Below are 24,714 nucleotides of genomic sequence, written 5' to 3'. Positions count from 1 at the left end.
GCGTGCCGCAGCGCGTCAACGGAGGAGGGGGTTCCGGGCGGACTCGGCCACCGGGCCGTTCGAGGGTTTGCTCGGGCGCGCTCGGCTATCATGCGCGGTTTCCCGCAAAGCCAGGCCCGAGTCATGGATTTCCGCCTTAGCGACGACCAGCTTTCGATCCAGTCCATCGCGCGCGATTTCGCCCAGAAGCGCATCGCCCCCGCCGCCGCCGAACTCGATGCCAAGGGCGAGTTCCCGCTCGACAACATCCGCGAGATGGGCCAGCTCGGCCTCATGGGCATCGAGGTGCCGGTCGAATACGGCGGCGCCGGCCTCGATCCGGTCGCCTACGCGCTCGCGATGATCGAGATCGGCGCGGCCGACACGGCCCATTCGACGATCATGTCGGTCAACAACTCGCTGTACTGCAACGGCATCCTCAAGTACGGCACCGAGGAGCAGAAGCAGCTTTACGTGCGCGCGATCGCCTCGGGTGAGCACATCGGCGCGTACGCGCTGACCGAGCCGCAGTCGGGTTCCGACGCCTCGGCCATGCATACGCGTGCGACGAGGAACGACGACGGCGACTGGGTCATCAACGGCAAGAAGAGCTGGATCACGTCCGGCCCGGTGGCCAAGTACATCATCCTGTTCGCGATCACGACGCCGGGCATCGGCGCCAAGGGCATCTCGGCGTTCATCGTCGACACCGCGCGCGAGGGTTTCCACGCCGGCAAGACCGAGCCCAAGCTCGGCATCCGCGCCTCGGCGACCTGCGAGATCGAGTTCCGCGACTACGTCTGCCCGGCCGCCGACATGCTTGGCCCCGAAGGCAAGGGTTTCTCGATCGCGATGGGCGTGCTCGACGCGGGCCGCATCGGCATCGCCTCGCAGGCGGTCGGCCTCGCGCGTGCGGCGTACGAGGCGAGCCTCGCCTACGTGCGCGAGCGCAAGGCCTTCGGCCAGGCGATCGGCTCGTTCCAGATGACCCAGGCCAAGATCGCCGACATGAAGTGCAAGCTCGACGCGGCGACGCTGCTGACGCTGCGCGCGGCGTTCGCCAAGGGCGAGGCCGAGAAGGGCGACGGCCGCTTCAGCACCGAGGCTTCGGTGGCCAAGCTGTTCGCATCCGAGGCGGCGATGTGGATCACCCACCAGGCCGTGCAGATCCACGGCGGCATGGGCTATTCGAAGGAAATGCCGCTCGAGCGCTACTTCCGTGACGCCAAGATCACCGAGATCTACGAGGGCACCAGCGAGATCCAGCGCCTCGTCATCGCGCGCAACGAGACCGGCCTGCGTTGAGTCCGCGGCGGTCGCGCCGTCGCGGCGGGCTCAGCCCGCCAGCACGGCGCGGTCGCGGCCCTGGTGCTTGGCCGCGTAGAGCGCGCGGTCGGCGCTGCGCAGCAGGTCCTCGGGCGTGAAGCCGTGCTGCGGATACGTGGCCACGCCGATCGAGACGGTGACCTGGCCGAGTGACTGGCGGCGATGCTGCACGTCGAGTGTGCGCACCGCCTCGACGATGCGTGCCGCGCGCTGCATCGCCTGTTCGGCATCGGTCTCCTGCAGCAGCACGGTGAATTCCTCGCCGCCGTAGCGGCAGGCGACGTCTTCGCTGCGCACGAGCCGCTGCAGCAGGGCGCCGAACTGCGACAGCAGCGCGTCGCCGCCGTCGTGGCCGTGCAGGTCGTTGAAGCGCTTGAAGTGGTCGAGGTCGAGCATCATGACCGCCATCGGCAGGTTGCGGCGCATCGCGCGCTGCAGTTCGCGCTCGAGCGAGGCCTCGAGGTAGCGGCGGTTGAACAGGCCGGTCAGCGGATCGCGCAGCGACTGCGTGCGCAGGGTTTCCTGCAGGCGCAGGTTGGCGATCGCGAGCGAGATGTGCTCGCCCGCCGCGATCGCGATCGAACGGTCCTCGTGGCGGATCGGCAGCTTCGACGACATCGACATCACGCCGAGCATCTCGCCCTGCGCGACCATCGGCACGCACAGCGCGCGCTCGATCGCGATGGCGCTGGCGTCGCCGAGGTGCTTGCACGGGAAGCCCGCCAGGCCGTCCGTCGGCGGATGCGCGTGGCCGCGGCGCATCGCCCAGCAGTCGTCCGGACCGAACAGGGCTTCGCTCTCGAGATCGGGCTCGCCGAACGTCGCGTAGGTCTCGACGAGGTCCTGCGAGGCGTTGACGAGATGGATCGAGCCGCCGATGCCGGGCAGCAGGTGTGCGAGGGCGGTGCGCAGGCCGGTCAGGGCCTCGTCGAGGCTGCGGCAGCCCTGCAGCATTTCGCCGAGCTCCGACAGCTGCCGCAGCGTGCGCGCGAGGCGTTGCGATTCCTCGAGGCTGCCCGCGAGTTCGGCGTTGCTGCGCTGCACGTCGCGCTCGCTGGCGAGGCGGCGCCGGTTCTCGCGCAGCACCAGCGCGAGTGCGAACGCGAGCAGCACCGCGGTCAGCAGCATCGCGCCGGTGGTCAGGTTGCGGGTCAGCGCGCCGAGCGTCAGCGTGTGCGCGCGGCGGTCGTCGAGCAGGTCGTCCTCGATCTGCAGCATGCGCTGGCTCAAGGCCTCGATCGCGAGATCCTCCTCGCGCGAATGGTTGGTGCGGATCGCCTGCTGTGCGGCGTCGAAGCCGCCGTCGTGGTAGCGCGCGAGCACGTCGGTCATGCCGGTCGTGCGCTTGTGCAGCAGGGCCTCGAGCTCGTCGACGTTGGCGATCTGGGTCGGGTTGTTGCGCACCTCGACGCGCAGGCGCGCCATGTGCGTCGCGATCGCGGGCATGCTCGCGTAGAAGTCCGAGAGCCGGTCGTCGGCGCCGGTGATGATGTAGGCACGCTGGTTGGCCTCGGTCTCGCGCACGCGCGCGACGATCGTCGTGATCTCGTTCTTGACCTCGAGCGTATGGGTCACCCACTGGGTCGCGTCGATGAACTCGCCGACCGCGCGGTAGACCTGCACGGCTACGCCGAGCAGGATCGCGCCGATGACGATCGAGACGCCGACGAGCCGCCCGGCGAAACGGCTGGGCGGCGCCTCGGACGGCGGGTTTTCGGGAGGGAGCGTACGGCTGGGGGGCATTCAGGGGGCCTGGTCTCGCGACGGTGAAGCAAGACGCGCGCCATCCCGGGCGGTTCGGTCCGGCGCGGACCCTAGCAAGACCGAGGGGGCGCCGGGCGCGTTACGACGCCATTCCGCGAATCCCGTCACAGTGCGTAACCGTGTGTAACGTTGTGCCTGCCGAACGGAATCAGGCTCGCGGACGCCCGCCGTTGTCGTTTTCTGCCGTGCCGGCCCGCCGGCGTCGCATTCCCCGGTCGTTGCCGCACCGGGAGACCGTCATTCGCCGATGTCCTCGTTCCACAGCGCAGGGTTCGCGGCGATGAAGTCGCGCATGAGCGCGATGCAGCGCTCGTCCTGCACGACATCGACGGTGACGCCGCGGCTGCGCAGCAGCTCTTCCTCGCCGAGGAAGGTGTGGTTCTCGCCGACGATCACGCGCGGGATGCCGTAGAGCAGGATCGCGCCCGAGCACATCGAGCACGGCGACAGGGTCGTGTAGAGCACGCTCTCGCGGTACACGGAGGCCGGATGACGGCCGGCCTGTTCGAGTGCGTCCATCTCGCCGTGCAGGATGCTGCTGCCGCGCTGCACGCGGCGGTTGTGGCCACGGCCGATCACGACGCCGCGGTGCACGAGCACCGAGCCGATCGGGATGCCGCCTTCGTCGAGTCCGGCGCGCGCTTCGTCGAGGGCGGCGTCGAGGAACGGGTCCATGTCGTGCTCCGGCGTGGGGAAAGACCCGCAACGATAGCCGCTCGGGCGTCGATGCACACCCCGGCTCAGCCGCCGTGTCGGCTCGCGGCGAGGCGGGCGAGCGCGTCGGCGTGGTCGTGTCCCTGGCGGCGCAGGTTCGCGTAGTGCTGCACGTCGGTGGCGACATCGCGGCCGCCGTGCCCGACCGGCATCGACGCGAGTGCATCGAGCAGGGTGATCGCGTCTTCGGCCGGGGCGAGGTGGTCGAGCATCTGGCGCAGTTGCACGGCACGGTTGGCGAGCATGCGCGGCGGGTCGGTGTATGCGCGCGCCGCCGCATCGAGGCTGCGGGTGGCGCGTGCGATCGCGGCTGCGTCGGCCTCCCGGTCGTCGCCCTCGGCATGGCGGGCAAGCCAGACCGTGGGTGGCGTCGCATCGGTGTGCGCGAGCCAGGCGCGCGGCGGGGCGGCAGGACTGGCCGGTGCCGTCGCGTCCGTGGCACGCCGTGCGGGCGCCTGCGGCGCGTCCTCGGAGCAGCCCGCGAACATGGCGAGCAGTACGGGCAGGGCGAGGCGGCGGGTTCTCGTCATCGTCGGGCGCCGGCGGGATGCGATGACGGCCATGTGACGCCATCGGGTGACGGGTGTGCAAGCGCTCTGACTTGTCGCGACGCACGCGACCTCGCTGCGTTGCAGCGCATCGCGACGCTTGCGCATGCCGGGTTCGCGAACGGCTCACAGCACGCCTGAACATTGCCGCAACGCATCATGATCGGGTGCGCGTTTTTCCAGTCGCGGCGGCAGCTTGCGGGTGGCCAATGCAAGGGGCGGGGCGTATCCTCCGCGCCCACTGAAATCCTTCCAGACCTTTGTGATGAATGCACAGAATGCCGTGTCCGAACACAGCCGCCTCGATGCCATCCTGAGTCAGATCACCGCGCAGCCGGGCTCGTCCCGCCAGCGCGAGACCACCGCGTTCGCGAGCCACTTCTTCCGCCACGTCCCGGCCGACGACATCGCCGGACGCGAGCCCGTGGAGTGGGCGCGTATCGCGCTGTACATGTTCGAGTTCGTGCGCCAGCGCAAGACCGGCGGCGCGAAGATCCGCGTGTTCAATCCGCACGCGGCGCAGGAAGGTTTCGACAGCGGCTACACGATCATCGCGGTTGCGACGGACGACATGCCGTTCCTCGTCGACTCGGTGTCGATGGTCGTCAATCAGGCCAACCTGTCGACGTACTCGGTCATCCATCCGATCTTCCGCGTCGAGCGCGATCCGGGCGGCCACGTGCTGTGGTTCGGCGACGAACAGTCCGACCGCGGCGCGGCCGAGTCGGTGATGTTCTTCGAGATCGAGCGCGTGGCCGAGGCCGACGAGCTCGAATCGCTGCGTCGCCAGGTCGTCGCCGCCGTCGACGACGTGCGCGCGGCCGTGACCGACTGGGCCGCGATGCGCGCCAAGATGCTCGAAATCGCCGACACGCTGCCCGAGCGCAAGCTGCCGTTCGATGCCGAGACGCTCGACGAGGCGGTGGAATTCCTGCGCTGGGTCGCCGACGACCACTTCTCGTTCCTCGGCTACCGCGAGTACCGCGTCACCGGCGAGGGCGAGTCCGAAGTGCTGACCGCGGTCGACGGCTCCGGCCTCGGCATCCTTCACGAGGGTGAGCGCGGCGTCGCGCCGCGTTCGCTCAAGACGCTGGCCGCGCGCGACCTCGACCGCTCCGGCGCGGTCGGCGCGCTGATCCTGACCAAGACCAACGCACGCTCGCGCGTGCACCGTCCGGGTCACATGGACTACCTGTCGGTACTCGCGTTCGACGATACCGGCAAGCCCGTCGTCGAGCAGCGCTTCCTCGGCCTGTTCACCTCGTCGGCGTACATGACGCCGCCGCGCGACGTGCCGCTGGTCCGCCGCAACATCGAATCGATCATGCGCCGCTCGGGCCTCAAGCGCGATTCGCACTCGGGCAAGGCGTTGCGCCATATCCTCGACACGCTGCCTCGCGACGAGCTGTTCCAGTGTTCGGTCGACGAGCTCTACGACATCGCGATGGCCGTGCTCGACCTGCGAGAGCGCGCACGCACGCGCCTGTTCGTGCGCCGCGACCGCTACGGCCGCTTCTTCTCGGTGCTGGCCTACGTGCCGCGCGACCGCTTCAACACCGACGTGCGCGAGCGCATCGAGGCGATGCTCAAGCGCCAGTTCCGCGGCGAGCGCGTCGATTCGAGCGTCATGCTCGACGAGTCGCCGCTCGCGCGTGTGCACATGATCGTGCGCCCGAAGGCCGGCGACCAGGTCACGTTCGAGGTGCCCGACCTCGAGTCGCGCATCGCGCAGATCGTGCGCAACTGGCAGGACGACCTGCGCGAGACGCTCGTGCAGAAGCACGGCGAGGAGCGCGGCCTCAAGCTCGCCAGCCGCTACGGCAAGGCCTTGCCGGCCGGCTACATCGAGAAGGTCACGCCGCACACGGCCGCCGTCGACGTCGAGCTCGCCTCCGAACTCGGCGACAACGACGACATCCGCCTGCACCTGTACCGCTCGCGCCGCCACGCCGACGCGCTGCATTTCAAGGTGTTCCGCCTCGGCGGCGACATCACGCTGTCGGAAGTGATCCCCCTGCTCGAGAACCTCGGCGTCAGCGTGCTGACCGAGAACCTCTACGAGATCGCGTCCGGCGGCAACGCGATCACCATCCAGGACATCCTCGTGCGCCCGGGGCGCCTGCAGTTCGACCTCGACAAGGTGCGCTCGCCGTTCGAGGACGCGTTCGAGCGCGTCTGGCGCGGTGACGCCGAGAACGACGGCTTCAACCGCCTCGTGCTCGGTGCGCAGCTCGACTGGCGCCAGGTAAGCGTGCTGCGCGGCTATGCCAAGTACCTGCTGCAGACCGGCGTGCCGTTCTCGCAGGCCTACATGGAGCAGACGCTGGTCAGCTACCCGGACATCGCCGGCCTGCTCGTCGAGCTGTTCGAGGCCAAGTTCGATCCGCACCGCCTCGACGGCGGCAAGGCAGCGACCGAGCACGCGCGGAAGCGCCTGCGCTACGAGATGGACACGCTGATCCCGGCCGAGTCGCTCAAGGAGCACGCCACGCTGATCGACGATCTCGTCGCCGCGCGCGAGCTCGACCGCGACGCCCAGGTCGACACCGTCATCACGACGATCAAGGTGCTGCTCGAGCGCGTCGCCAGCCTCGACGAGGACCGCATCCTGCGCAGCTTCATGGCGGTGATCCGCGCCACGCTGCGCACCAACCACTTCCAGTCGCGCGACGGCAAGCCGCATCCGTACACGAGCTACAAGTTCGACCCGGCCCAGCTCGCCGAACTGCCCAAGCCGCGTCCGTACCGCGAGATCTTCGTGTACTCGCCGCGCGTGGAAGGCGTGCACCTGCGCTTCGGACCCGTCGCGCGCGGCGGCCTGCGCTGGTCGGACCGCCGCGAGGACTTCCGCACCGAGGTGCTCGGCCTCGTCAAGGCGCAGATGGTCAAGAACACGGTCATCGTGCCGGTCGGCTCGAAGGGCGGCTTCTTCGTCAAGCGCCCGCCGGCCAGCGGCGAGCGTGACGCGGTGCTCGCCGAAGGCGTCGCCTGCTACCGCATGTTCATCAACGGCCTGCTCGACGTCACCGACAATCTCGTCGAAGGCGACCTCGTGCATCCCGAGGACGTGGTGCGCCACGACGGCGACGATCCGTATCTGGTCGTCGCCGCCGACAAGGGCACCGCGACGTTCTCCGACATCGCCAACGCGGTCAGTGCCGACCACGACTTCTGGCTCGGCGACGCGTTCGCGTCGGGCGGCTCGGTCGGCTACGACCACAAGGGCATGGGCATCACCGCCAAGGGCGCGTGGGAATCGGTCAAGCGCCATTTCCGCGCCCTCGGCCGCGACTCGCAGTCCGAGGACTTCACCTGCGTCGGCATCGGCGACATGTCGGGCGACGTGTTCGGCAACGGCATGCTGCTGTCCAGGCACATCCGCCTCGTCGCCGCGTTCGACCATCGCCACATCTTCCTCGATCCGGATCCCGATGCGGCGCGCACGTTCGTCGAGCGCGAGCGCATGTTCAAGGTGCCGCGCTCGTCGTGGGCCGACTACGACGCCTCGCTGATCTCGGCCGGCGGCGGCATCTACCCGCGCTCGGCCAAGACGATCGCGGTATCGGCGCAGGCCGCGGCCGCGCTCGGCATCGACGGCGGTGCGCAGGCGATGACGCCGAACGAGCTGCTCACGGCGATCCTCAAGGCGCCGGTCGACCTGCTCTGGAACGGCGGCATCGGCACCTACGTGAAGGCCGAGGCCGAGACCAACGCCGACGCGGGCGACCGCGCCAACAACGCGATCCGCGTCAACGGCAGCGACCTGCGCTGCCGCGTGGTCGGCGAGGGCGGCAACCTCGGCATGACCCAGCGCGGACGCATCGAGGCCGCGCTCGCGGGCGTGCTTCTCAACACCGACTTCATCGACAATTCGGCCGGCGTCGACACCTCCGACCACGAGGTCAACATCAAGATCCTGCTCAACGACGCCGTGCAGCGCGGCGAGATGAGCGTGGCCCAGCGCAACGACCTGCTGCGCGAGATGACCGACGAGGTCGAGCGCCTCGTGTTGTTCGACAACTATCGCCAGAACGACGCGATCAGCCTCATGGAGCGCATGTCGGTCGCGCGCCTGGGCTCCAAGCAGCACTTCATCCGCACGCTCGAGTCGCAGGGCCTGCTCGACCGCCAGATCGAGTTCCTGCCGAGCGACGCGGAGATCGCGCAGCGCAAGGCGCGTGGCCTCGGCCTCACGCGCCCGGAGCTCGCGATCCTGCTGTCGTACTCCAAGATCGTGATCTTCCAGCAGCTGCTCGATTCGGATGTGCCCGAGGATCCTTACCTGTCCAAGGAGCTGCGCCGCTACTTCCCCGAGCCGCTGCGCGAGCGCTTCGCCGAGCACATGGAGCGCCACCGCCTCAAGCGCGAGATCATCGCCACGGCGATCACCAACTCGATGGTCAACCGCATGGGCGCGACGTTCATGCTGCGCATGCAGGAGGACACGGGCCAGACGCCGGCTGCGGTCGCCAAGGCCTTCAACATCGCGCGCGAGGTGCTCGACGCACGTGCGATGTGGGCCGGCATCGACGCGCTCGACGGCCGCGTGCACGGCAGCGCGCAGATCGACGCCGAACTCGCGATCTGGCAGCTGCTGCGCAACATGACACGCTGGCTGCTCAACCACCCGGACGGCGTGCAGGACATCGCCGCGTCGGTCGAGCGCTTCCATCCCGCGATGGTCGAGCTGCGCGCGCGCCTGGCCGAGGTCACCACCGAAACCGATCGTGCACGCATGCAGCAGGCCCGCGAGAGCTGGCTCGAGCAGGGCTTCCCCGAGGAGCTCGCGGCCGACCTCGCGAGCCTGCCGCTGCTCGGTGCCGCGCTCGACATCAGCGTCGTGTCGGCGCAGGGCGATCGCCAGGTGGCCGACGTTGCCGAGACGTACTACGCGGTCGGTGAGGCGTTGCACCTCAAGTGGCTCATGGAGAAGATCGAGGAGCTGCCCGTCGAGACGCGCTGGCATGCCCACGCACGCGGGTCGCTGCGCGACGAGCTCAACGTCCTGCAGCGCACGCTCGCGATGCAGGTGCCGCAGGGCGAGGGCAGTGCGGCCGAGCGTGTCGCGACGTGGCTGGATCGCGACGATCCGGCGCTGCGCTACACGCTGAGCATGTTCGCCGACATGCGCAGCCAGGTCGTGATCGACTACCCGATCGTCTCGGTCGCGGTGCGTCGCCTCGCCCAGCTCGTCTGACACGCATCGGCGGGATCCGGCCGCGTGCCGGATCCCGCCTCGCGTATCCGGCACGGTCTGCTAGAGTCGGGCTCCACGCCGCCGCTACGGGACCACCACGTGAGTCGACGCATCGCCTTCGTCGCGAGCCCCTCCGACGAGTCGCAGGCTGCACTCGCCGATCTCCGCAAGCGCTATGGCGAGACGCCGGTCGAGGAGGCCGACGTCGTCGTCGCGCTCGGCGGCGACGGCTTCATGCTGCGCACGCTGCACCGGCACATGGCGCGCAAGCTGCCGTTCTACGGCATGAAGCTCGGCACGGTCGGTTTCCTGCTCAACCAGCACCATGTCGACGACCTCGAGGCGCGCATCGAGCGCGCGCAACCGGCCGTGCTGCGTCCGCTCGTGATGCGTGCGAGCACCGAGGCCGGCACCACCGTCGAGGCGCTCGCGTTCAACGAGGTGTCGCTGCTGCGCCAGACCAAGCAGGCCGCGCACGTGCGCGTGTCGATCAACGGCGCGGTCAAGATCGACGAGCTCATGTGCGACGGCGTGCTCGTCGCGACGCCGGCGGGCTCCACGGCCTACAACCTCTCCGCGCACGGCCCGATCCTGCCGTTTGGCTCGCAACTGCTCGCGATGACCCCGATCAGCCCGTTCCGTCCGCGCCGCTGGCGTGGCGCCGTGCTGCCGGCGCGGCTCGAGATCCGCTTCGACGTGCTCGATCCGTACAAGCGCCCGGTCAGCGCGACGGCCGACTCGAACGAAGTGCGCGACGTCGTCGAGGTGATCGTGCGCGAGTCGACCGAGCAGACCGTGACGCTGCTGTTCGATCCCGAGCACAACCTCGAGGAGCGCATCATCAACGAGCAGTTCACGTTCTGATCCCGCGAGGGATTTCACGAAATCTGCATGATCGGCCGGGTCCGCGGCGCCCACGCGGGACGCATCGACGCTAGTCTTGGAAGGCTTCGCGACGGGAGGGTCACGAAGCCTCGTCCATCATCACCGGGGAAATCCACCATGCGCCATCGCGCTCCCGCTCCGCACCCGCTCGCGCGGGTCATCGCGCTTGCCCTCGTCGCCGGCTCCGTGTCGGCTCCCTCGTTCGCGGTCGACGTCGCCGACGGCCTCCGCGCGAAGGCCTCGCGCGAAGGCCGGGCCGATGCGCTGATCGTGCTCGAGGCGCGTGCGCCCAAGCAGTTGCTGCGCAACGACGGCACCTACCTCGAGCGCCGGCGCGCGCTCGTCGACACGCTGCGTGCGACCGCCGACGTGAGCCAGGCGCCGTTGCGCGCGTGGCTCGAGGCGCAAGGCGTGGCCTACCAGCCGTTCTGGATCGTCAACATGATCCGCGCGGAGCTGACGCCGGCGCAGATCGATGCACTCGCCACGTTCGAGGGTGTCGAGCGCATCGGCGACAACGGGCTGCAACGCCGCCTCGCGGTCGCCGATACGGCGAGCGAGCCGGGTCCGTGGCCCGATGCGGTCAACGCGATCGAGTGGGGCGTCGACAAGATCCGCGCGCCGCTGGTCTGGGCGGCCGGCATCACCGGCGCGGGCGTGATCATCTCGGGACAGGATACCGGCATCCGCTGGACCCACACGGCGATCAAGGCCAAGTACCGCGGCTGGGACGGCACCGCGGCCGACCACAACTACAACTGGCACGATGCGATCCACGGCACGGGCAACGCGACCTGCGCCGGCGACCGGCAGGAGCCCTGCGACGACAACGGCCACGGCACGCACACGATCGGCACGATGGTCGGCGACGACGGCGGCACCAACCAGATCGGCGTCGCCCCCGGTGCGCGCTTCATAGGTTGCCGCAACATGAATGCCGGCGACGGCAGGCCGTCGTACTACAACGAATGCGCACAGTGGTTCCTCGCGCCGACCAACCTTGCCGGCAACGATCCGGATCCCGATCTCGCGCCCGACGTGATCGGCAATTCGTGGGGCTGCCCGCCGTCGGAGGAGTGCGTGACCGGCCAGGAAGTGCACGAGGCGATCGACAACCTCGTGTCGGCCGGCATCTTCTTCGCCGCGGCCGCCGGCAACGGCGGTACCACCTGCGGCGGCATCGTCGATCCGCCGGCGATCTACGATTCGGCCTTCGTGGTCGGTTCGACCACGAGCGGTGACCAGCTCTCGGGCTTCTCGCTGCGCGGTCCTGCGCCGGGTGCGTCGCGCGTGCGTCCCGACCTCTCCGCGCCGGGCAGCAGCGTGCGTTCGGCGCAGCGTGGCAGCGACACCGCCTACGGCACGAGCAGCGGCACCAGCATGGCGACACCGCACGTCGCCGGTGCGGCGGCCCTGCTCATGCAGGCCAACCCCGCGCTCAAGGGCGATCCCGAAGCGATCGCCGAGATCCTGCGCACGACCGCGACCACGGCCGGCATCGCCACGACCAACACGCAGACCTGCGGTGGAACGGCCGTGACGACGTGGCCGAACTACATGGTCGGCCACGGCCGCCTCGACGTGTATGCCGCGTTCCGCAAGGCCGAGGCGATCTTCGTCGACACGTTCGACGCCATGCCCTGATGCGCCCCGCGGCGCGGTGCCCGATGCCGGCACCGCGCCGCCTCGCGTAGACTGGTGCGGATGGAGACCGCCCCCGAACCCGCCGTGCCGCGTGCGGCACCCGCCGCATCCGACAAGCTCGTCGTCGCGATCTCGTCGCGCGCACTGTTCGATCTCGGCGACAGCCACGCGCTGTTCGAGCGCGACGGCCTCGATGCCTACGCGCGCTACCAGATCGCCCACGAGGACGAACTGCTCGCACCCGGCATCGCGTTCCCGCTCGTGCGCAAGCTGCTCCGCCTCAACGCGCTTGCACCGCAGGCGCCGCGCGTCGAGGTGATCCTGCTGTCGCGGAATTCGGCCGACACGGGCCTGCGCATCTTCAACGCGATCGAGCACTACGGCCTCGACATCGTGCGCGCGGCGTTCACCAATGGCGCGCCGACGGCGGCCTACGCGCACCCCTTCGGTGCCAACCTGTTCCTGTCGGCCAACGTCGAGGACGTGCGCCGTGCACTCACCGCCGGCGTCGCCGCGGCGACGATCCTTCCCTCGAAGGCGCCCGAGTTGCCGAGCGAGCAGCTGCGCATCGCATTCGACGGCGACGCGGTGATCTTCGGCGACGATTCCGAACGCGTCTCGCACGACCACGGCCTCGATGCCTTCCACCGCAACGAGATCGAGCACGCGCGCGAGCCACTCGCGGTGGGCCCGTTCCGCACGTTCCTCGAGGCCCTGCACCGCATCCAGGCCGCGTTCCCGATCGCCGGCTCGCCGATCCGCACCGCGCTCGTCACCGCGCGCTCGGCGCCCGCCCACAAGCGCGTGATCCTCACGCTGCGCGACTGGGGTGTTCGCCTCGACGAGGCCCTTTTTCTCGGCGGCCGCAGCAAGGGCCCGTTCCTCGAAGCGTTCGGCGCCGACATCTTCTTCGACGACTCGATGCTCAACGTCGAGTCGGCGCGCCAGCACGTCGCCACCGGGCACGTGCCGCACGGCGTGCACAACCCGGCGGACTGAGTCCGGCACACGACAGGGCAGGGACGCCGCATGCGACGACAGACCTGGTGGTTCGGCATCGCGCTGGTCGCGGCGGGCGCCGCCGGTGTCCTGTCGGGTGGGCGCGAGCCGTCGCAGGACATGCCGTCGGAGGATGGGACCTCGCACACGCCGGGAATCGCCACTGCGCGGATGGAATTCGCCGTGAAGGATGCCTGGCTCGAATCGACTGCATCGGCTCCCAAGGCGACCATCGACGCCGCTCCACCCACGCCGCTTCCAAAGGGTTCGTTCGGCCGCACGGCCGACCTGCTCCGCGAGCGTGCACGTGCCGGCGATGCCGCGGCGGCGCGCGCGCTCTACGAGGGTTTGCAACGCTGCGCCACGTATACGCCGCTGCTGGAAGGCGAGACGGTCGAAGAGCGTGCCGAGATCGTCACCGCGCAAGGCATCGACACGGTCCGGAGCAATGTCGAAACCTTGCGTGAAAGCCTGCGCAAGCGCGGCGAGGACGCTTCCCGCGTGCGTGATCCCACGATCGCGTCGCTGTACGAGGTGAACCTCGACAGGCAGCGTGCGCGATCCGCGGAGTGCGAAGGCGCGGGCATGATCGGGCACGACGACGCGTTCGAAGCCCACGGTCTTGCCAGCGATCTCGATGATCCCGACATGCGCGTGTCGTACTGGCTGCAGGCCTTCGACCGCCGGGCGCCGCTGGCCGGGATGCGCTCGCAACGCGAGCGCGGACTCGCCGGCCTGCGCCGTGCGCTCGCTGCCGGCGACTGGCGCGCGCTCGCGGCGATCGGCGAGATCCATGAGACCGGCTGGCTCGCGCTGCCGTCGCCCGAGCTCGCCTACGCCTACACGTACGCCGCATCGCTCGGTGCGCGCGGTGCGGGCTTGTCGCCGTTGCCGTGGCATGGCCGCGGGGGCGATGCCGCCGACGTGATCTTGCGCGAGCGCCTGGACCACCTCGGCGCCTCGCTCGGTCCGGCTGCACGCGAGGCCGCACGCGCGTACGGCGAAACACGTCATGCCGCCTGCTGCGCGGGGGCGCCGTGAGTCGCGTCCTGCGTGCCGGCGTCTGTGTCGCAGCTCTGGGCGCGGCGTTCTGGGCAGGCCAGTGGGGTGCGCGATCGCGCGCGATGGAGACTCCGCCGCCGTCGCATACCGATGCCGTCGAGACTTCCCCCGCAGTGCGCGGACGCACGGTCGCCGGTGTGCCTGTGGTGGCCTTGCCCGAATCCCTCGATACGTTGCGCGGCGCCGATTTCGCGGCCGCCATGCCGACGCTCGAACGACTCGCGCGTGGCGGGCGCGCCGATGCGTTGCGCGTGCTGTTCGGAAGGCTCGATGCTTGTGCGTCTCATCGTTCCGAAACCGACGAGGAGATCGAGGCGAAGGCCGACGACCAGTACCGGCGTGCGTTGTCGCGCGAAGGCATCGATGCGGCGACCTGCGCGAGCCGCCGCGCCGAGGGAGGCGTTTGCCAGGCGGCGGACTGGCGCGACGAGACGCTTCGCATGGCGCGCGATTCCGGTGCGGAATGCGCGGCGATGTCGCCGCAGCAGATCGCCGCTCGCGTGGAGTGGGCGAGGCTCGCGGTCGAGCGCGGTGACCGCGCGATGGTGACCGCACTGTACGGCGTGGCCCAGTTCCGGATGGACAGTATCGAACGCATGCGTCACCTCGATGCGCTCGTGCCGCTGTCGCGACGCCTGCGCGAGGAGATGGACCGTCTCGTCGACGCGGGCGACCTCGATGCCTTGCAGCGCATGGCCCTCGGTTCGATGTCGGGCGGCGTGCTCGTCGACCAGGATCCCATCGCTGCGTACGCGGCGTATCTGGTGTTGCAACGGGCAGCACCCGAACGCATCGCGTCGCTGGCGGGTCGGAACGCGTTCGGGCAAGGCCTCACGCCTGCCCAGCTCGCCGACGCGCACGCGCGCGCCGAGGCCTTGTACACGCGCTGCTGCGCCCGCTGACTGGCCCGCGCGGCGCCTGCGCTGCTATCGTCGCCCATTGTCCGTGCTGCGGAACGGCGTATGTCGCGAAGCAGGCGCGCCGCTGCTCGGCGTGAACCATCCTGCCGGCCGAGTCCGGCGCACGCGAGGGCAGGGACGCCACACATGCGAGGAAGCACCTGGTTCGGACTCGTCCTCGTGGTGGCCGCCGGGGCCGCCGGCTACAGGGCCGCTGCACCCGGTCCACGTGCGACGCCTCCCGTCATGGTGAACGACGAGGCCGGCGACACCGCTGCGCAGGCGGCGTTGGCCGCCGGTGACGGCTGGATCCGCATGGCCGGTGCGGGAGGGGCGTCGCCGGCAACGTCTTCGGATCCGCTTCCGCAAGGCTCGTTCGGCACGACCGTGGACATCCTGCGCGAACGCACGCGTGCCGGCGATGCCGCGGCGGCACGCGCGCTGTACGAGGGCCTGAGGCGTTGCGAGGGCTACGAACCGCTGCGCGACGGCGAGTCCGTCGAGCAGCGCGCCGAGATCTCGACCGCCTCGGGATTCGACAATGCCGTACGGATCGCCGACGGTTTTCGCGCCTTGCTGCAGGAGCGCGGTGCCGATACGTCGATCGTGCCACCCGTGACGGTCGAGTCGGTCTACGCGGGCCAGCTCGATCGCTGGAGGACACTGGCCGCCGACTGCGAGGGCGCCGGCCACGTGCCGATCGACGCATGGCGCGTGGCCCAGGCGGTCGCGAGCGATCTCGACGATGCCGACGCGCGGGTGTCGTACTGGCTCGAAGCGTTCAACCAGTGGTCGCCGCTCGTGGAGATGCCGGCGCAGCGCGACCGCGCGCTCGCCGGCCTGCGCCGGGCACTCGCCGCGGGGGACTGGCGCGCGCTCGCCGCGATCGGCGAGATCCACGAGGAGGGCTGGCTCGCGCCGCCATCCCCCGCGCTCGCCTATGCCTACCTGCACGCCGCCATGCTGGGCGCGCGAGGCGGCGGCTCGGTGCCGTTGCCGTGGCGAACCGGGTTGTGGACACCCGCAGCCGATGACGACATCCGCCGTCGCCTGCGCCGACTCGAATCCACGCTCGACGCCGCGACGCGCGAGGCCGCGCGAGCCTACGGCGAGGCGCGCCACGCGGCCTGCTGCGCACAGGGTGCGCCATGAAGGCTGGCGTGCGTGTTCTCGCGTGGTGTGTCGTCGCGGCCCTGGCCTTCCGTCTCGGATTCGAGGCGGGCGACCGTCGGGATGCCATCGTGCAGGACCCCGTGCCCGTGGCGCCCGTCGAAGTGCCTCGGCCGCGCGCGATCGAACCGGCGCCGTTGCCCGTGGCGCTTCCGGACAAGCTGCACACGCTGGGCGGGCGGGAGTTCCTCGCCGCGATGCCGACGCTCGAACGCCTTGCGCGCGGCGGGCGCGCCGATGCGTTGCGTGTGCTGTTCCAGCATCTCGATGCCTGCGTGAACTTCAAGCCACCGCCCGGCGATGCGGTGCCGGAGTGGATCGACGTGCAGTACGCCAACGAGCTCGCGATCGAGAAACTCGATGCTGCGACCTGCGAACGTCGGCGCTCGGAAGGGCAATCCTGCGAGGCTGGTGAACTGCGCGAGCAACGCGTGCTCGCCGCGAACCAGCGCCGCGAGGAATGCACGGCGCTGTCGGCGGCACAGATCGGTTCGCGCATCGCCTGGGCGCGCCTCGCGGTCGATCGCGGCGATCGTGACATGGTGGTGCTGTTGCGCGGCCCGAACACGATGCGCGACATGCCGCGCACCGAGCGTGTCCGCGAGCTGGATGCACTCGTCGCGCTGGGGCAGAGGTCACGCGAGGAAATGGACCGCCTCGTCGACGCGGGCGACCTCGATGCACTCTGGTGGTCGATGCTCGGATTCAGGTCGGGCGGCAACCTCGTCGACCAGGATTTCGTCGCCGCCCATGCCGCCTACCTCGTGCTGGCCAGGGCTGCCCCCGAACGTGTGGCGGGTTTCGGCGATGCCGCCGGGCGCCTCACCCCCGCAAAGCTTGCCGAAGCGCAGGCGCGCGCGGATGCGATGTACGCGCGCTGCTGCGCCCGCTGACTGGCCCGCGCGGCGCGCGCGCTGCTATCGTCGCCACCTTTCCGCCGCACGATCCGCCATGCACGACGCCATCGACGATTTCATCCTCGTCACCGAGGTCGACCGTGGTCCGGCCTTCGCCGGGGCGCTGTTCGAGCGCAAGTACAAGGCCGTGCTGCCGGATTTCGGCCACCACGTGGTCGCATTCTGGAAGCGCGGCGACGGTGCGTTCGTGCCGGCCAGCTATGTGCACTTCACCGATTGCGGCGACATCCATCTCGCCGGCGGCGCGTGCACCGACGGCGACGTGCTCCGCGCGATGCCCGAGGCGCAGCGCGCCGCGGTCGAGGCCTACGGCGCCCTCATGCTGGCCACGCTGCGCTACGGCTTCGAACGCTGGGGTCCCGGGCGCGACGCGATCTTCACGTGCTGCGGCGACGCGCGTGCGCTGGAGACGACGCCGAAGGTCGGCTTCGAGAAGACCGGTGTCGACTACCTGCTCGTACGCTGGATGCGCGAGCTGCCGGCACGCCGGCGTGCCGAGCTGGTCGCCAAGGCCAAGAGCTTCATGCCGTTCTGAAGGAGCGATGCGCCCGATGTTTCCCGAACCGCTGCGTGGCTTCCTCTCGATCACCGAACTCGACGATGCGTCGCCGTTCTTCGGTGCGCTGTTCCATCGCAAGTTCGGCCACCCGGTGCCGGATTATCCCGTGCATCTCGGCGTTTTCCTCGATGCCGGCGAAGGTCGTTTCCGTCCGCTCTCGTACCTGCATTTCCTGCCGTTCGGCGACATCATGCTGGTCGGAGGCCTGTGCACCGACGGCGAAGTCATGCGTGGCATGCGCGAGGACCAGCGTGCGGCGATCGAGGCCGCGGGCGGCGTCATGGTGCATGCCCTGCGCTACGCGTTCGTGCGGCTGGCCGACCGCTGCGATGCGTACTTCGGCTATTGCGGCGACACGCGTGCCTACGAGGTCGACCTGCAAGCCGGCTTCGAACCGGCCGGGCACGACAAGCTGCTCGTGCGCTGGCACAAGCCGCTCGACGACACGCGGCGGCGTGCGCTGGTCGCCAAGGCGCACGCGATCGGTCCGTTCTGACGCCGGTACGCCGCGCGGGGCCGGTGCGAACCTCAGGCCGCCTCGCGCAGGATCACCTCGAGCGCCTCGGGCGAGCGCCAGTGCCAGCCGCAGATGTAGCGCGGCAGGTTCCAGCGGTCGCTGTCGCGCGTGACCGGCTGCGCACCGTCGCCCATCGCGGCCTGCATGCGGTGCTCGGCCATGTGGTGCGGGAAGTACTCGTGCGGCAGATAATCGGGCACGTGCCCGAACGGGTAGCAGAAGATCGTCGTGCGTGACGGCGCGATGCGCGCGTCGATGTAGTCGGCCGCGGCGGCGATCTGCGCGCTCGCACGGACGTGGTTGTCGACCGTGAAGAACGTGCCGCGCGCCATGCCGTCGACACCGGGCGCGGTCACGTTCGGGTGATTGTGGTCCCAGCCGTGGTTCTCGATCGCGATGCGATGCCGTGCGCGTGCATCGCGCCACCAGTCCTCGCGCATCCAGCCCTGTCCGACCAGCGAGCCGCGGTCGATGTCGGCGCGCGCCTCGGCCGAGGCGATCACGAACGAGGTCAGTTCGAGATGCGGCTGGGCAGCGGCGCCGCGTTCGTTCACGAAATCGTCCATGCAACCGGCGAGACTGCGCTGCAGGCCGTGGGCCGGATGCTCGAGGTCGCGGAAGTCGAAGTCCGAGCCGTCGTCGCAGGTCAGCGCGACGCAGCGCGACAGGTCGCGATCGGCCAGGCCGAGGTGCTGGTCGACGACCCAGCGCAGCGGAACCACGCGCAGGCCGAGGCGGTCGATGAGGCGCAGGTCCTCGGCGAACGCGACATGGTCGTTGCTCGCGTAGTCGTTGCCGTGGATGTTGACCGCGTGGTAAGTGAGGACGGGTATGCGCATCGATGATCGTGTGGTCGTGGACGGTTCCGCGTGAACGCGCCGGCTGGGCAGGGCGCACGGCGTCGGCGCGTGCTCGGCGCGCTCGCGGCGATCGCCATTGTAGGCGTGCTGGGGGCCGCATGGCTGCGGTGGGATGCGCAGCGCGGTATGCCGCCCCCGGGCCCGGCGCCCGCGCCTGCGCCGACCAACGCCGCTCCCGCGTCGGCGAATGAGACCGAGGACGACGACGACCCCGTCGCCGCCGCGCCGCCGCGCCGCGCGGATCTTCCGGATCCGTCCAGGCCGCTCGCCGAGACGATCCCCGAGCTGCTCGAGCTCGCAAGGCAGGGGCGTGCCGACGCGATGCACGCGCTGTCGATGCACCTCATGCGCTGCCGCCGCGTCATGGACGTCAGCGACACCGAGATGCGCACCGAGGAGGTCAAGCGCTTCTACTGGCGCTACGGGCGCGAACCGTCCACCGACCGCGAGCTCGACCGCATCGCCGCGTCGATCGAGCGTGGCGCGACCCTGCGCGAGGCCTGTGCCGGCGTCGACGAATCGCTCGCCGACGACGGCGTGGCCTGGCTCGAGAAGGCTGCGCTCGCCGGCGACACCGAGGCGATGCTCGACTATTCGCAGTGGGGCCTGTCCGGCATGCGCGACGCGAACACGCTCATGCAGAACTTCGACGAGGTCGCACGCCGCCGCGAGCTCGCCGGAACGTTCCTCAAACGCGCGCTGGAACGCGGCGACTGCCGTGCGCTCGGCGCGCTCGCGAGCGCCTATGCCGCCGATGGACGTGGCCGGCAGTGGATCTTCACGGCCGATCCCTACCTCGCCGTGGTCTACGCGGAGGCGCAGCGGCTTTCCGACCAGCGCAGCGGCGGCCTGACCGCCGAGCAGGAGCGCCGCCGCGAGGGCATGATCCAGCGTCGCGGCGAGGATCTCGAGGCCGCGCGCCTCGACGCCGCACGGCGCCAGGGTGCCCAGCTGTTCCAGGCACGCTGCGCCGGCTGAACGCGCCGGCGCCGTGACCGGCCCGCAGGCCCGGCGGTACAATGCCGGGCTAACCCGAACCCGGATACGTCCATGGCCGCCACCCCGCTCAATCCCGTCGACCTCTACGATGTGCGCTCGCTGCTCTCCGAGGAGGAGCGCGCGGTGCAGGATTCGGTCGCGCGCTTCACCGACGAGCGCGTCCTGCCGATCATCGGCGACTGCTTCGACAAGGGCGTGTTCCCGACCGACCTGATCCCCGAGATGGCCGAGCTCGGCCTGCTCGGCTCGAGCCTGCCGACCGAATACGGCTGCGCCGGCCTCAACGGCGTCGCCTACGGCCTGATCTGCCAGGAGCTCGAGCGCGGTGATTCCGGCATCCGCAGCTTCGCCTCGGTGCAGTCCTCGCTGTGCATGTACCCGATCTATGCCTACGGCACCGAGGAGCAGCGCCAGCGCTGGCTGCCCGACATGGCCGCCGGCAAGGTCATCGGCTGCTTCGGCCTGACCGAGCCGCAGGGCGGCTCCGACCCGGGCAGCATGCGCACGCATGCGAAGAGGGACGGCGCCGACTGGATCCTCAACGGCTCCAAGATGTGGATCACCAACGGCAACCTCGCCCACATCGCGATCGTCTGGGCGCAGACCGACGACGGCATCCAGGGCTTCGTCGTCGAGAAGGACTTCGCCGGTTTCACCGCGCAGGAGATCCACAAGAAGATGAGCCTGCGCGCGTCGGTGACCTCGGCGCTGTTCCTCGACAACGTGCGCGTGCCCGAGGCCAACCGCCTCCCCAATGTGAAGGGCCTCAAGGGCCCGCTCGGCTGCCTCACGCAGGCACGCTACGGCATCACCTGGGGCCCGATCGGCGCGGCCATCGCCTGCCTCACCGAGGTGCTCGAGTATTCCAAGAGCCGCATCCTGTTCAAGCAGCCGATCGCCGCGCGCCAGGCCGTGCAGATCAAGCTCGCCGAGATGGCCCGCCGCATCACGATGGCGCAGCTGCTGTCGCTGCAACTCGGCCGCCTCAAGGATGCCGGCACGATGCAGCCGACCCAGGTCTCGCTGGCCAAGTGGAACAACTGCCGCATGGCCATCGACATCGCGCGCGAGGCGCGCGACATCCTCGGCGGCGCCGGCATCACCACCGAGCACTGCCCGATCCGCCACGCGCTCAACCTCGAGTCGGTCATCACCTACGAAGGCACCGAGACCGTGCACCAGCTCGTCGTGGGCCGCGAGCTGACCGGCATCAACGCGTTCTGACCGCAGCCCGCGAGACCCGCCCCATGCGCAACGGCAACGGCATCCTGTTCTCGGCGATCGCCGTCGTCGTGGTGTTCGCGGGCCTCGTGGCGTACCAGCAGTTCCGCCGGCAGAACGACGAGATCGCCGCGTTGCGTGACGCAGCGGCGACGCGCGACGAAGCCGATGCGCGGCTGCGTCGCGAGGTCGAGGCTTCGCGCGAGCAGATCGCGAAGGTCGCCGAGGAGACCGCGGGCATCCGCGACACGCTCGAACGCACCCCACCCCCGGCCGTCGTGACCGACAAGGGGCAGGTCGCGATGCTCGGTGACCTCACGGCCGTGAGCGGCATGCGCGTGGCGATCGTCGAGGCCTACCAGACGATGGGTGCTTTGCCGGCCGACAACGCCGCCGCAGGCCTTCCGCCGCCGGAGCGTTATCGCGGTGCTTCGCTCGTGTCGGCGACCGTGCGTGACGGTGCGATCGAGCTCGTGTTCGATGCCTCGTCGGGCAAGCAGGGCGGCCGCATCCGGCTCGTTCCGGACGTGTCGCGCATCGACGCGATGGGCGTGCAATGGCGCTGCGAGACGCAGGATTACCCCGACATCGCGCGCACGATGCCGTCCTGCACCTACGTGCGCTGAAGCAGCATCGGTTCACGCGGGCGAAGGCATCCTCGTCGACTCCACGGACGAGGAACGATCGATGCGGATCATGCTGCTCGCCGCTGCACTCGTGGCGACATCGCTGGGTGCCTGCGCCGAGTCGACACCCTCTCGCGACAACGTCGCCGATCCCTGGCTGGGCCGACTCGAAGTAGGCGTCAGGGAAGCCGGCGCGCGGCGTGACGCGCAGCGTGATCGCGGGCAGGGCACCGCGTACTTCGAGCCGCTCGGCAAGGGACGCTCGCGTCTCGTCGTCAGCGGCGTCGTCGAGGGCAAGGGCGACATGAGTTTCACCGCCGAAGGGCGCGACACCACTGACGGCTGGGTCGCCGACGACGATGTCTCGCTGACGATCGACGGCGAGGGCCGCCTGCGCGGCGAGGGTGTATTCAACGAGCGCAAGGTCACGCTCGACGGACGCGTCCTGCCGAAGCGCTTCGCGCTCACCGTCGATACCGAACTCCTCGCAGGCAACAAGGAGGCGCTGCCGCCCGGCACACGCTTCCGCTTCGACTACCGCCTCTCGCGCGACGACGCCGACGACACCGCCGCGGGCAATGCGCAGGCCCGCAAGCTCACCTGCCGCAAGACCACGATGCAGCCTCGCCACATCGCCAACCTGGGCGGCGGCGCGATGACGATGATCATGGTGCCGGTGTGCGTGGAGTGAGGAGTCGGCGACGTGCGTGATGCGTGCGCACGAGACGTCATGGCCTCGAACGCCCGATGTCGTGGCGGCTCGCGGAGGGCGGATGCCTGTCGTCGAAAAGCACCCCTCTCCCCCCGGCCCCTCTCCCGCAAGGGGAGAGGGGAGAAGAGCCAGGAGTGGCCGACGTTGTACGTCGCGTGTTCGCGTCGTGACGGGTTCACGTCGTGCGCGGCATCGATGCCGATTTTCGAGGAGTTTCTCTCCTTCGTCGGGAGAGAGGGCGTTGTCCTGCCGGACTTGCGCACTCTCCGGCTCTGTCACGAGAAGAGAGCGCAACATTCCCTGAGCCGCGCCTCCCCTCTCCCCTCGCGGCAGAGGGGTTGAGGGAGAGGGGCAACGCAGCCGCGAACGTCACGTGGACCTTGCTTCGCAGCGACGAAAGAGAACACCGCACCGCACGAGCCGCGCCTCCCCTCTCCCCTTGCGGGAGAGGGGTCGGGGGAGAGGGGGCAGCGCAGCCGAGAACGTCACGTCGACGGGCCTCGCACCGAAGAATGAGAACGCCGCACCGAACGAGCCGTTCCTCCCTTCTCCCCTTGCGGGAGAGGGGTCGGGGGAGAGGGGGCAACGCAGCCGAGAACGTCACGTCGACGGGCCTCGCAGCGAAGAATGAGAACGCCGCGCAGCACGAGTCGCCCCCCCTCTCCCCTTGCGGGAGAGGGGTCGGGGGGGAGAGTGGACAACGCAGCCGAGAACGTCACGTCGACGGGTCTCGCACCGAAGAATGAGAACGCCGCACCGAACGAGCCATGCTTCCCCTCTCCCCTCGTGGGAGAGGGGTTGGGGGAGAGGGGGCAGCGCAGCCGAGAACGTCACGTCGAAGATGCGCGGTGTCATGTGCCGCGGTCGACGCATCGGACTAGACTCGCGTACCCGTCCCACGAGATCCCGCCATGCCGCTCCCGTCGATCCGGCTCGAGACCGAACGGCTCGTGCTGCGCCCGCCGCTTCCCGAGGATTTCGAGCCCTGGGCTGCATTCGCGGCCGACGAGGAAGCCACGCTGCACCTCGGCGGCGTGCAGGCGCGTCCGGTCGCATGGCGCGCGTTCGCGACCGTCGCGGGCGCATGGTCGCTTTACGGCTTCGCGTTCTTCTCGGTGATCGAGAAGGCGAGCGGACGCTGGGTCGGTCGGGTCGGCCCGTGGCAGCCTGAAGGCTGGCCCGGTACGGAGGTGGGCTGGAGCATCGCGCGCGACGCCTGGGGCCGCGGCTACGCGCCCGAAGCCGCGGCGGCGACGATGACGTGGGCGTTCGACACGCTCGGCTGGGACGAGATCGTGCACACGATTTCTCCTGCGAACGACAAGTCCAAGGTGGTCGCGGCAAAGCTCGGCTCGCGCCTGCTGCGCATGGGACGCCTGCCTGCACCGCACGACCTCGAAGTGGAAGTCTGGGGCCAGACGCGTGCCGACTGGCAGGCGCGCAGGGAGAACCCGTGATGCGCGTGTACGGCATGGCCGCTTCGGGCAACTGCTACAAGGTGCAGCTCGTGCTCGCGCACCTCGGTCGCGACCACGCGTGGATCGAGACCGACAGCACTGCGGGCGCCACGCGCACGCCGGCGTTCCTCGCGCTCAATCCGAACGGCAAGGTGCCGCTGCTCGAACTCGACGACGGGCGCGTGCTCGCCGAATCGAACGCGATCCTGTGCTACCTCGCCGACGGCTCGCCGCTGCTGCCCGCCGATGCATGGCAGCGTGCGCTCGCGCTGCAGTGGATGTTCTTCGAGCAGTACAGTCATGAGCCCTACGTCGCCGTCGCGCGCTTCATCCGCCGCTGGCTGCCGGCCGACCACGCGCGCCACGCCGACCTTCCGCGCCTGATCGAGCGCGGCATGCAGGCGCTCGACGTCATGGAAGGCCATCTCGCCAGGCACGCATTCTTCGCGGGCGACGCCTACTCGGTCGCCGACATCGCGCTGTTCGCCTACACGCACGTCGCCGCCGATGGCGGCTTCGACCTGACCCGATACCCGGCGATCACGGCATGGTTCGACCGCGTGCGCGCGCAGCCGGGCTTCGTGCCGATGCAGGCCTGATCGCGCGGGACGCGATGCCGGGTATGCCTGGGTGCCGGGCCAGCCCCCGGTGTCGCGGAA

Annotated in this window: 21 protein-coding genes; 17 read left to right on the top strand and 4 right to left on the bottom strand. The window is 69.9% G+C overall.

All coding sequences use genetic code 11. The features are described 5' to 3' along the window. The first annotated feature begins 123 nt into the window (after positions 1-123). A complete protein-coding gene (locus tag ACQQ2N_RS20595) occupies positions 124-1,284 on the top strand; it encodes an acyl-CoA dehydrogenase family protein (RefSeq protein ID WP_440223455.1) in 1,161 nt (386 codons plus the stop codon). A 30-nt stretch (positions 1,285-1,314) separates the two neighbouring features. Here ACQQ2N_RS20595 and ACQQ2N_RS20590 read toward each other — a convergent pair whose 3' ends face one another. The 3 genes from ACQQ2N_RS20590 to ACQQ2N_RS20580 form a co-directional block, all read right to left on the bottom strand. Further along, positions 1,315-3,048, bottom strand: coding sequence for a diguanylate cyclase (locus ACQQ2N_RS20590; protein WP_440223454.1), 1,734 nt, complete (start codon positions 3,046-3,048; stop codon positions 1,315-1,317). A gap of 258 nt (positions 3,049-3,306) precedes the next feature. Next, complete coding sequence (locus tag ACQQ2N_RS20585) at positions 3,307-3,744, bottom strand: nucleoside deaminase (RefSeq protein WP_440223453.1); 438 nt, start codon at positions 3,742-3,744, stop codon at positions 3,307-3,309. A gap of 65 nt (positions 3,745-3,809) precedes the next feature. Next, positions 3,810-4,313 (bottom strand): hypothetical protein, encoded by a 504-nt coding sequence (locus ACQQ2N_RS20580; protein ID WP_440223452.1) that lies wholly within the window; start codon positions 4,311-4,313, stop codon positions 3,810-3,812. A gap of 283 nt (positions 4,314-4,596) precedes the next feature. Here ACQQ2N_RS20580 and ACQQ2N_RS20575 point away from each other — a divergent pair, with 283 nt between their 5' ends. The 10 genes from ACQQ2N_RS20575 to ACQQ2N_RS20530 all read left to right on the top strand — a co-directional run bounded on the left by ACQQ2N_RS20575 (position 4,597) and on the right by ACQQ2N_RS20530 (position 18,159). Further along, entirely contained in the window at positions 4,597-9,528 is a 4,932-nt protein-coding gene (locus tag ACQQ2N_RS20575) for an NAD-glutamate dehydrogenase (protein ID WP_440223451.1), read from the top strand. Between the two features lie 99 nt (positions 9,529-9,627). Then, complete coding sequence (locus ACQQ2N_RS20570) at positions 9,628-10,392, top strand: NAD kinase (protein WP_440223450.1); 765 nt, start codon at positions 9,628-9,630, stop codon at positions 10,390-10,392. A gap of 138 nt (positions 10,393-10,530) precedes the next feature. Further along, positions 10,531-12,057: a S8 family serine peptidase gene (locus tag ACQQ2N_RS20565; RefSeq protein WP_440223449.1), complete on the top strand. Its 1,527-nt coding sequence runs from the start codon at positions 10,531-10,533 to the stop codon at positions 12,055-12,057. Positions 12,058-12,117: 60 nt separating this feature from the next. Further along, the gene (locus tag ACQQ2N_RS20560) at positions 12,118-13,056 is read left to right on the top strand and encodes a 5'-nucleotidase (protein ID WP_440223448.1); all 939 of its coding nucleotides are present in this window, start codon (positions 12,118-12,120) and stop codon (positions 13,054-13,056) included. Positions 13,057-13,086: 30 nt separating this feature from the next. Next, a complete protein-coding gene (locus ACQQ2N_RS20555; RefSeq protein ID WP_440223447.1) occupies positions 13,087-14,097 on the top strand; it encodes a hypothetical protein in 1,011 nt (336 codons plus the stop codon). Positions 14,098-14,180: 83 nt separating this feature from the next. Further along, on the top strand, positions 14,181-15,020 hold the full coding sequence (locus ACQQ2N_RS20550) for a hypothetical protein (RefSeq protein ID WP_440223446.1): 840 nt from the start codon (positions 14,181-14,183) through the stop codon (positions 15,018-15,020). Between the two features lie 144 nt (positions 15,021-15,164). Continuing rightward, on the top strand, positions 15,165-16,169 hold the full coding sequence (locus ACQQ2N_RS20545; protein WP_440223445.1) for a hypothetical protein: 1,005 nt from the start codon (positions 15,165-15,167) through the stop codon (positions 16,167-16,169). A gap of 107 nt (positions 16,170-16,276) precedes the next feature. Then, on the top strand, positions 16,277-17,080 hold the full coding sequence (locus tag ACQQ2N_RS20540) for a hypothetical protein (protein WP_440223444.1): 804 nt from the start codon (positions 16,277-16,279) through the stop codon (positions 17,078-17,080). 58 nt (positions 17,081-17,138) lie between these two features. After that, complete coding sequence (locus ACQQ2N_RS20535) at positions 17,139-17,639, top strand: hypothetical protein (protein ID WP_440223443.1); 501 nt, start codon at positions 17,139-17,141, stop codon at positions 17,637-17,639. Positions 17,640-17,655: 16 nt separating this feature from the next. Next, positions 17,656-18,159 carry a hypothetical protein gene (locus tag ACQQ2N_RS20530; RefSeq protein WP_440223442.1) on the top strand — a complete coding sequence of 168 codons (504 nt, stop codon included), beginning with the start codon at positions 17,656-17,658 and terminating at the stop codon, positions 18,157-18,159. A 32-nt stretch (positions 18,160-18,191) separates the two neighbouring features. Here the strand turns inward: ACQQ2N_RS20530 and ACQQ2N_RS20525 are convergent, their stop codons facing one another. Beyond that, on the bottom strand, positions 18,192-19,019 hold the full coding sequence (locus ACQQ2N_RS20525) for a hypothetical protein (protein WP_440223441.1): 828 nt from the start codon (positions 19,017-19,019) through the stop codon (positions 18,192-18,194). 30 nt (positions 19,020-19,049) lie between these two features. Here ACQQ2N_RS20525 and ACQQ2N_RS20520 point away from each other — a divergent pair, with 30 nt between their 5' ends. From ACQQ2N_RS20520 to ACQQ2N_RS20495, 6 genes are all read left to right on the top strand, one after another. Further along, positions 19,050-20,018: a hypothetical protein gene (locus ACQQ2N_RS20520; RefSeq protein WP_440223440.1), complete on the top strand. Its 969-nt coding sequence runs from the start codon at positions 19,050-19,052 to the stop codon at positions 20,016-20,018. A 72-nt stretch (positions 20,019-20,090) separates the two neighbouring features. After that, the gene (locus ACQQ2N_RS20515) at positions 20,091-21,263 is read left to right on the top strand and encodes an acyl-CoA dehydrogenase family protein (protein WP_440223439.1); all 1,173 of its coding nucleotides are present in this window, start codon (positions 20,091-20,093) and stop codon (positions 21,261-21,263) included. Positions 21,264-21,286: 23 nt separating this feature from the next. Then, positions 21,287-21,886: a pilin gene (locus tag ACQQ2N_RS20510; RefSeq protein WP_440223438.1), complete on the top strand. Its 600-nt coding sequence runs from the start codon at positions 21,287-21,289 to the stop codon at positions 21,884-21,886. Between the two features lie 61 nt (positions 21,887-21,947). After that, on the top strand, positions 21,948-22,577 hold the full coding sequence (locus tag ACQQ2N_RS20505) for a hypothetical protein (protein WP_440223437.1): 630 nt from the start codon (positions 21,948-21,950) through the stop codon (positions 22,575-22,577). Positions 22,578-23,509: 932 nt separating this feature from the next. Continuing rightward, positions 23,510-24,055, top strand: coding sequence for a GNAT family N-acetyltransferase (locus ACQQ2N_RS20500; RefSeq protein ID WP_440223436.1), 546 nt, complete (start codon positions 23,510-23,512; stop codon positions 24,053-24,055). Next, complete coding sequence (locus tag ACQQ2N_RS20495; protein ID WP_440225816.1) at positions 24,055-24,654, top strand: glutathione S-transferase family protein; 600 nt, start codon at positions 24,055-24,057, stop codon at positions 24,652-24,654. The genes ACQQ2N_RS20500 and ACQQ2N_RS20495 overlap by 1 nt, the downstream gene beginning before the upstream one ends. The last annotated feature ends 60 nt before the right edge of the window (positions 24,655-24,714 follow it).

It is taken from the genome of Dokdonella aquatica (genome assembly GCF_051987395.1).
Classification (GTDB): Bacteria; Pseudomonadota; Gammaproteobacteria; order Xanthomonadales; family Rhodanobacteraceae; genus Dokdonella.
The sequence above is the reverse complement of the archived record's forward strand: the minus strand, read 5'-3'. Positions and strand labels throughout refer to the sequence as shown.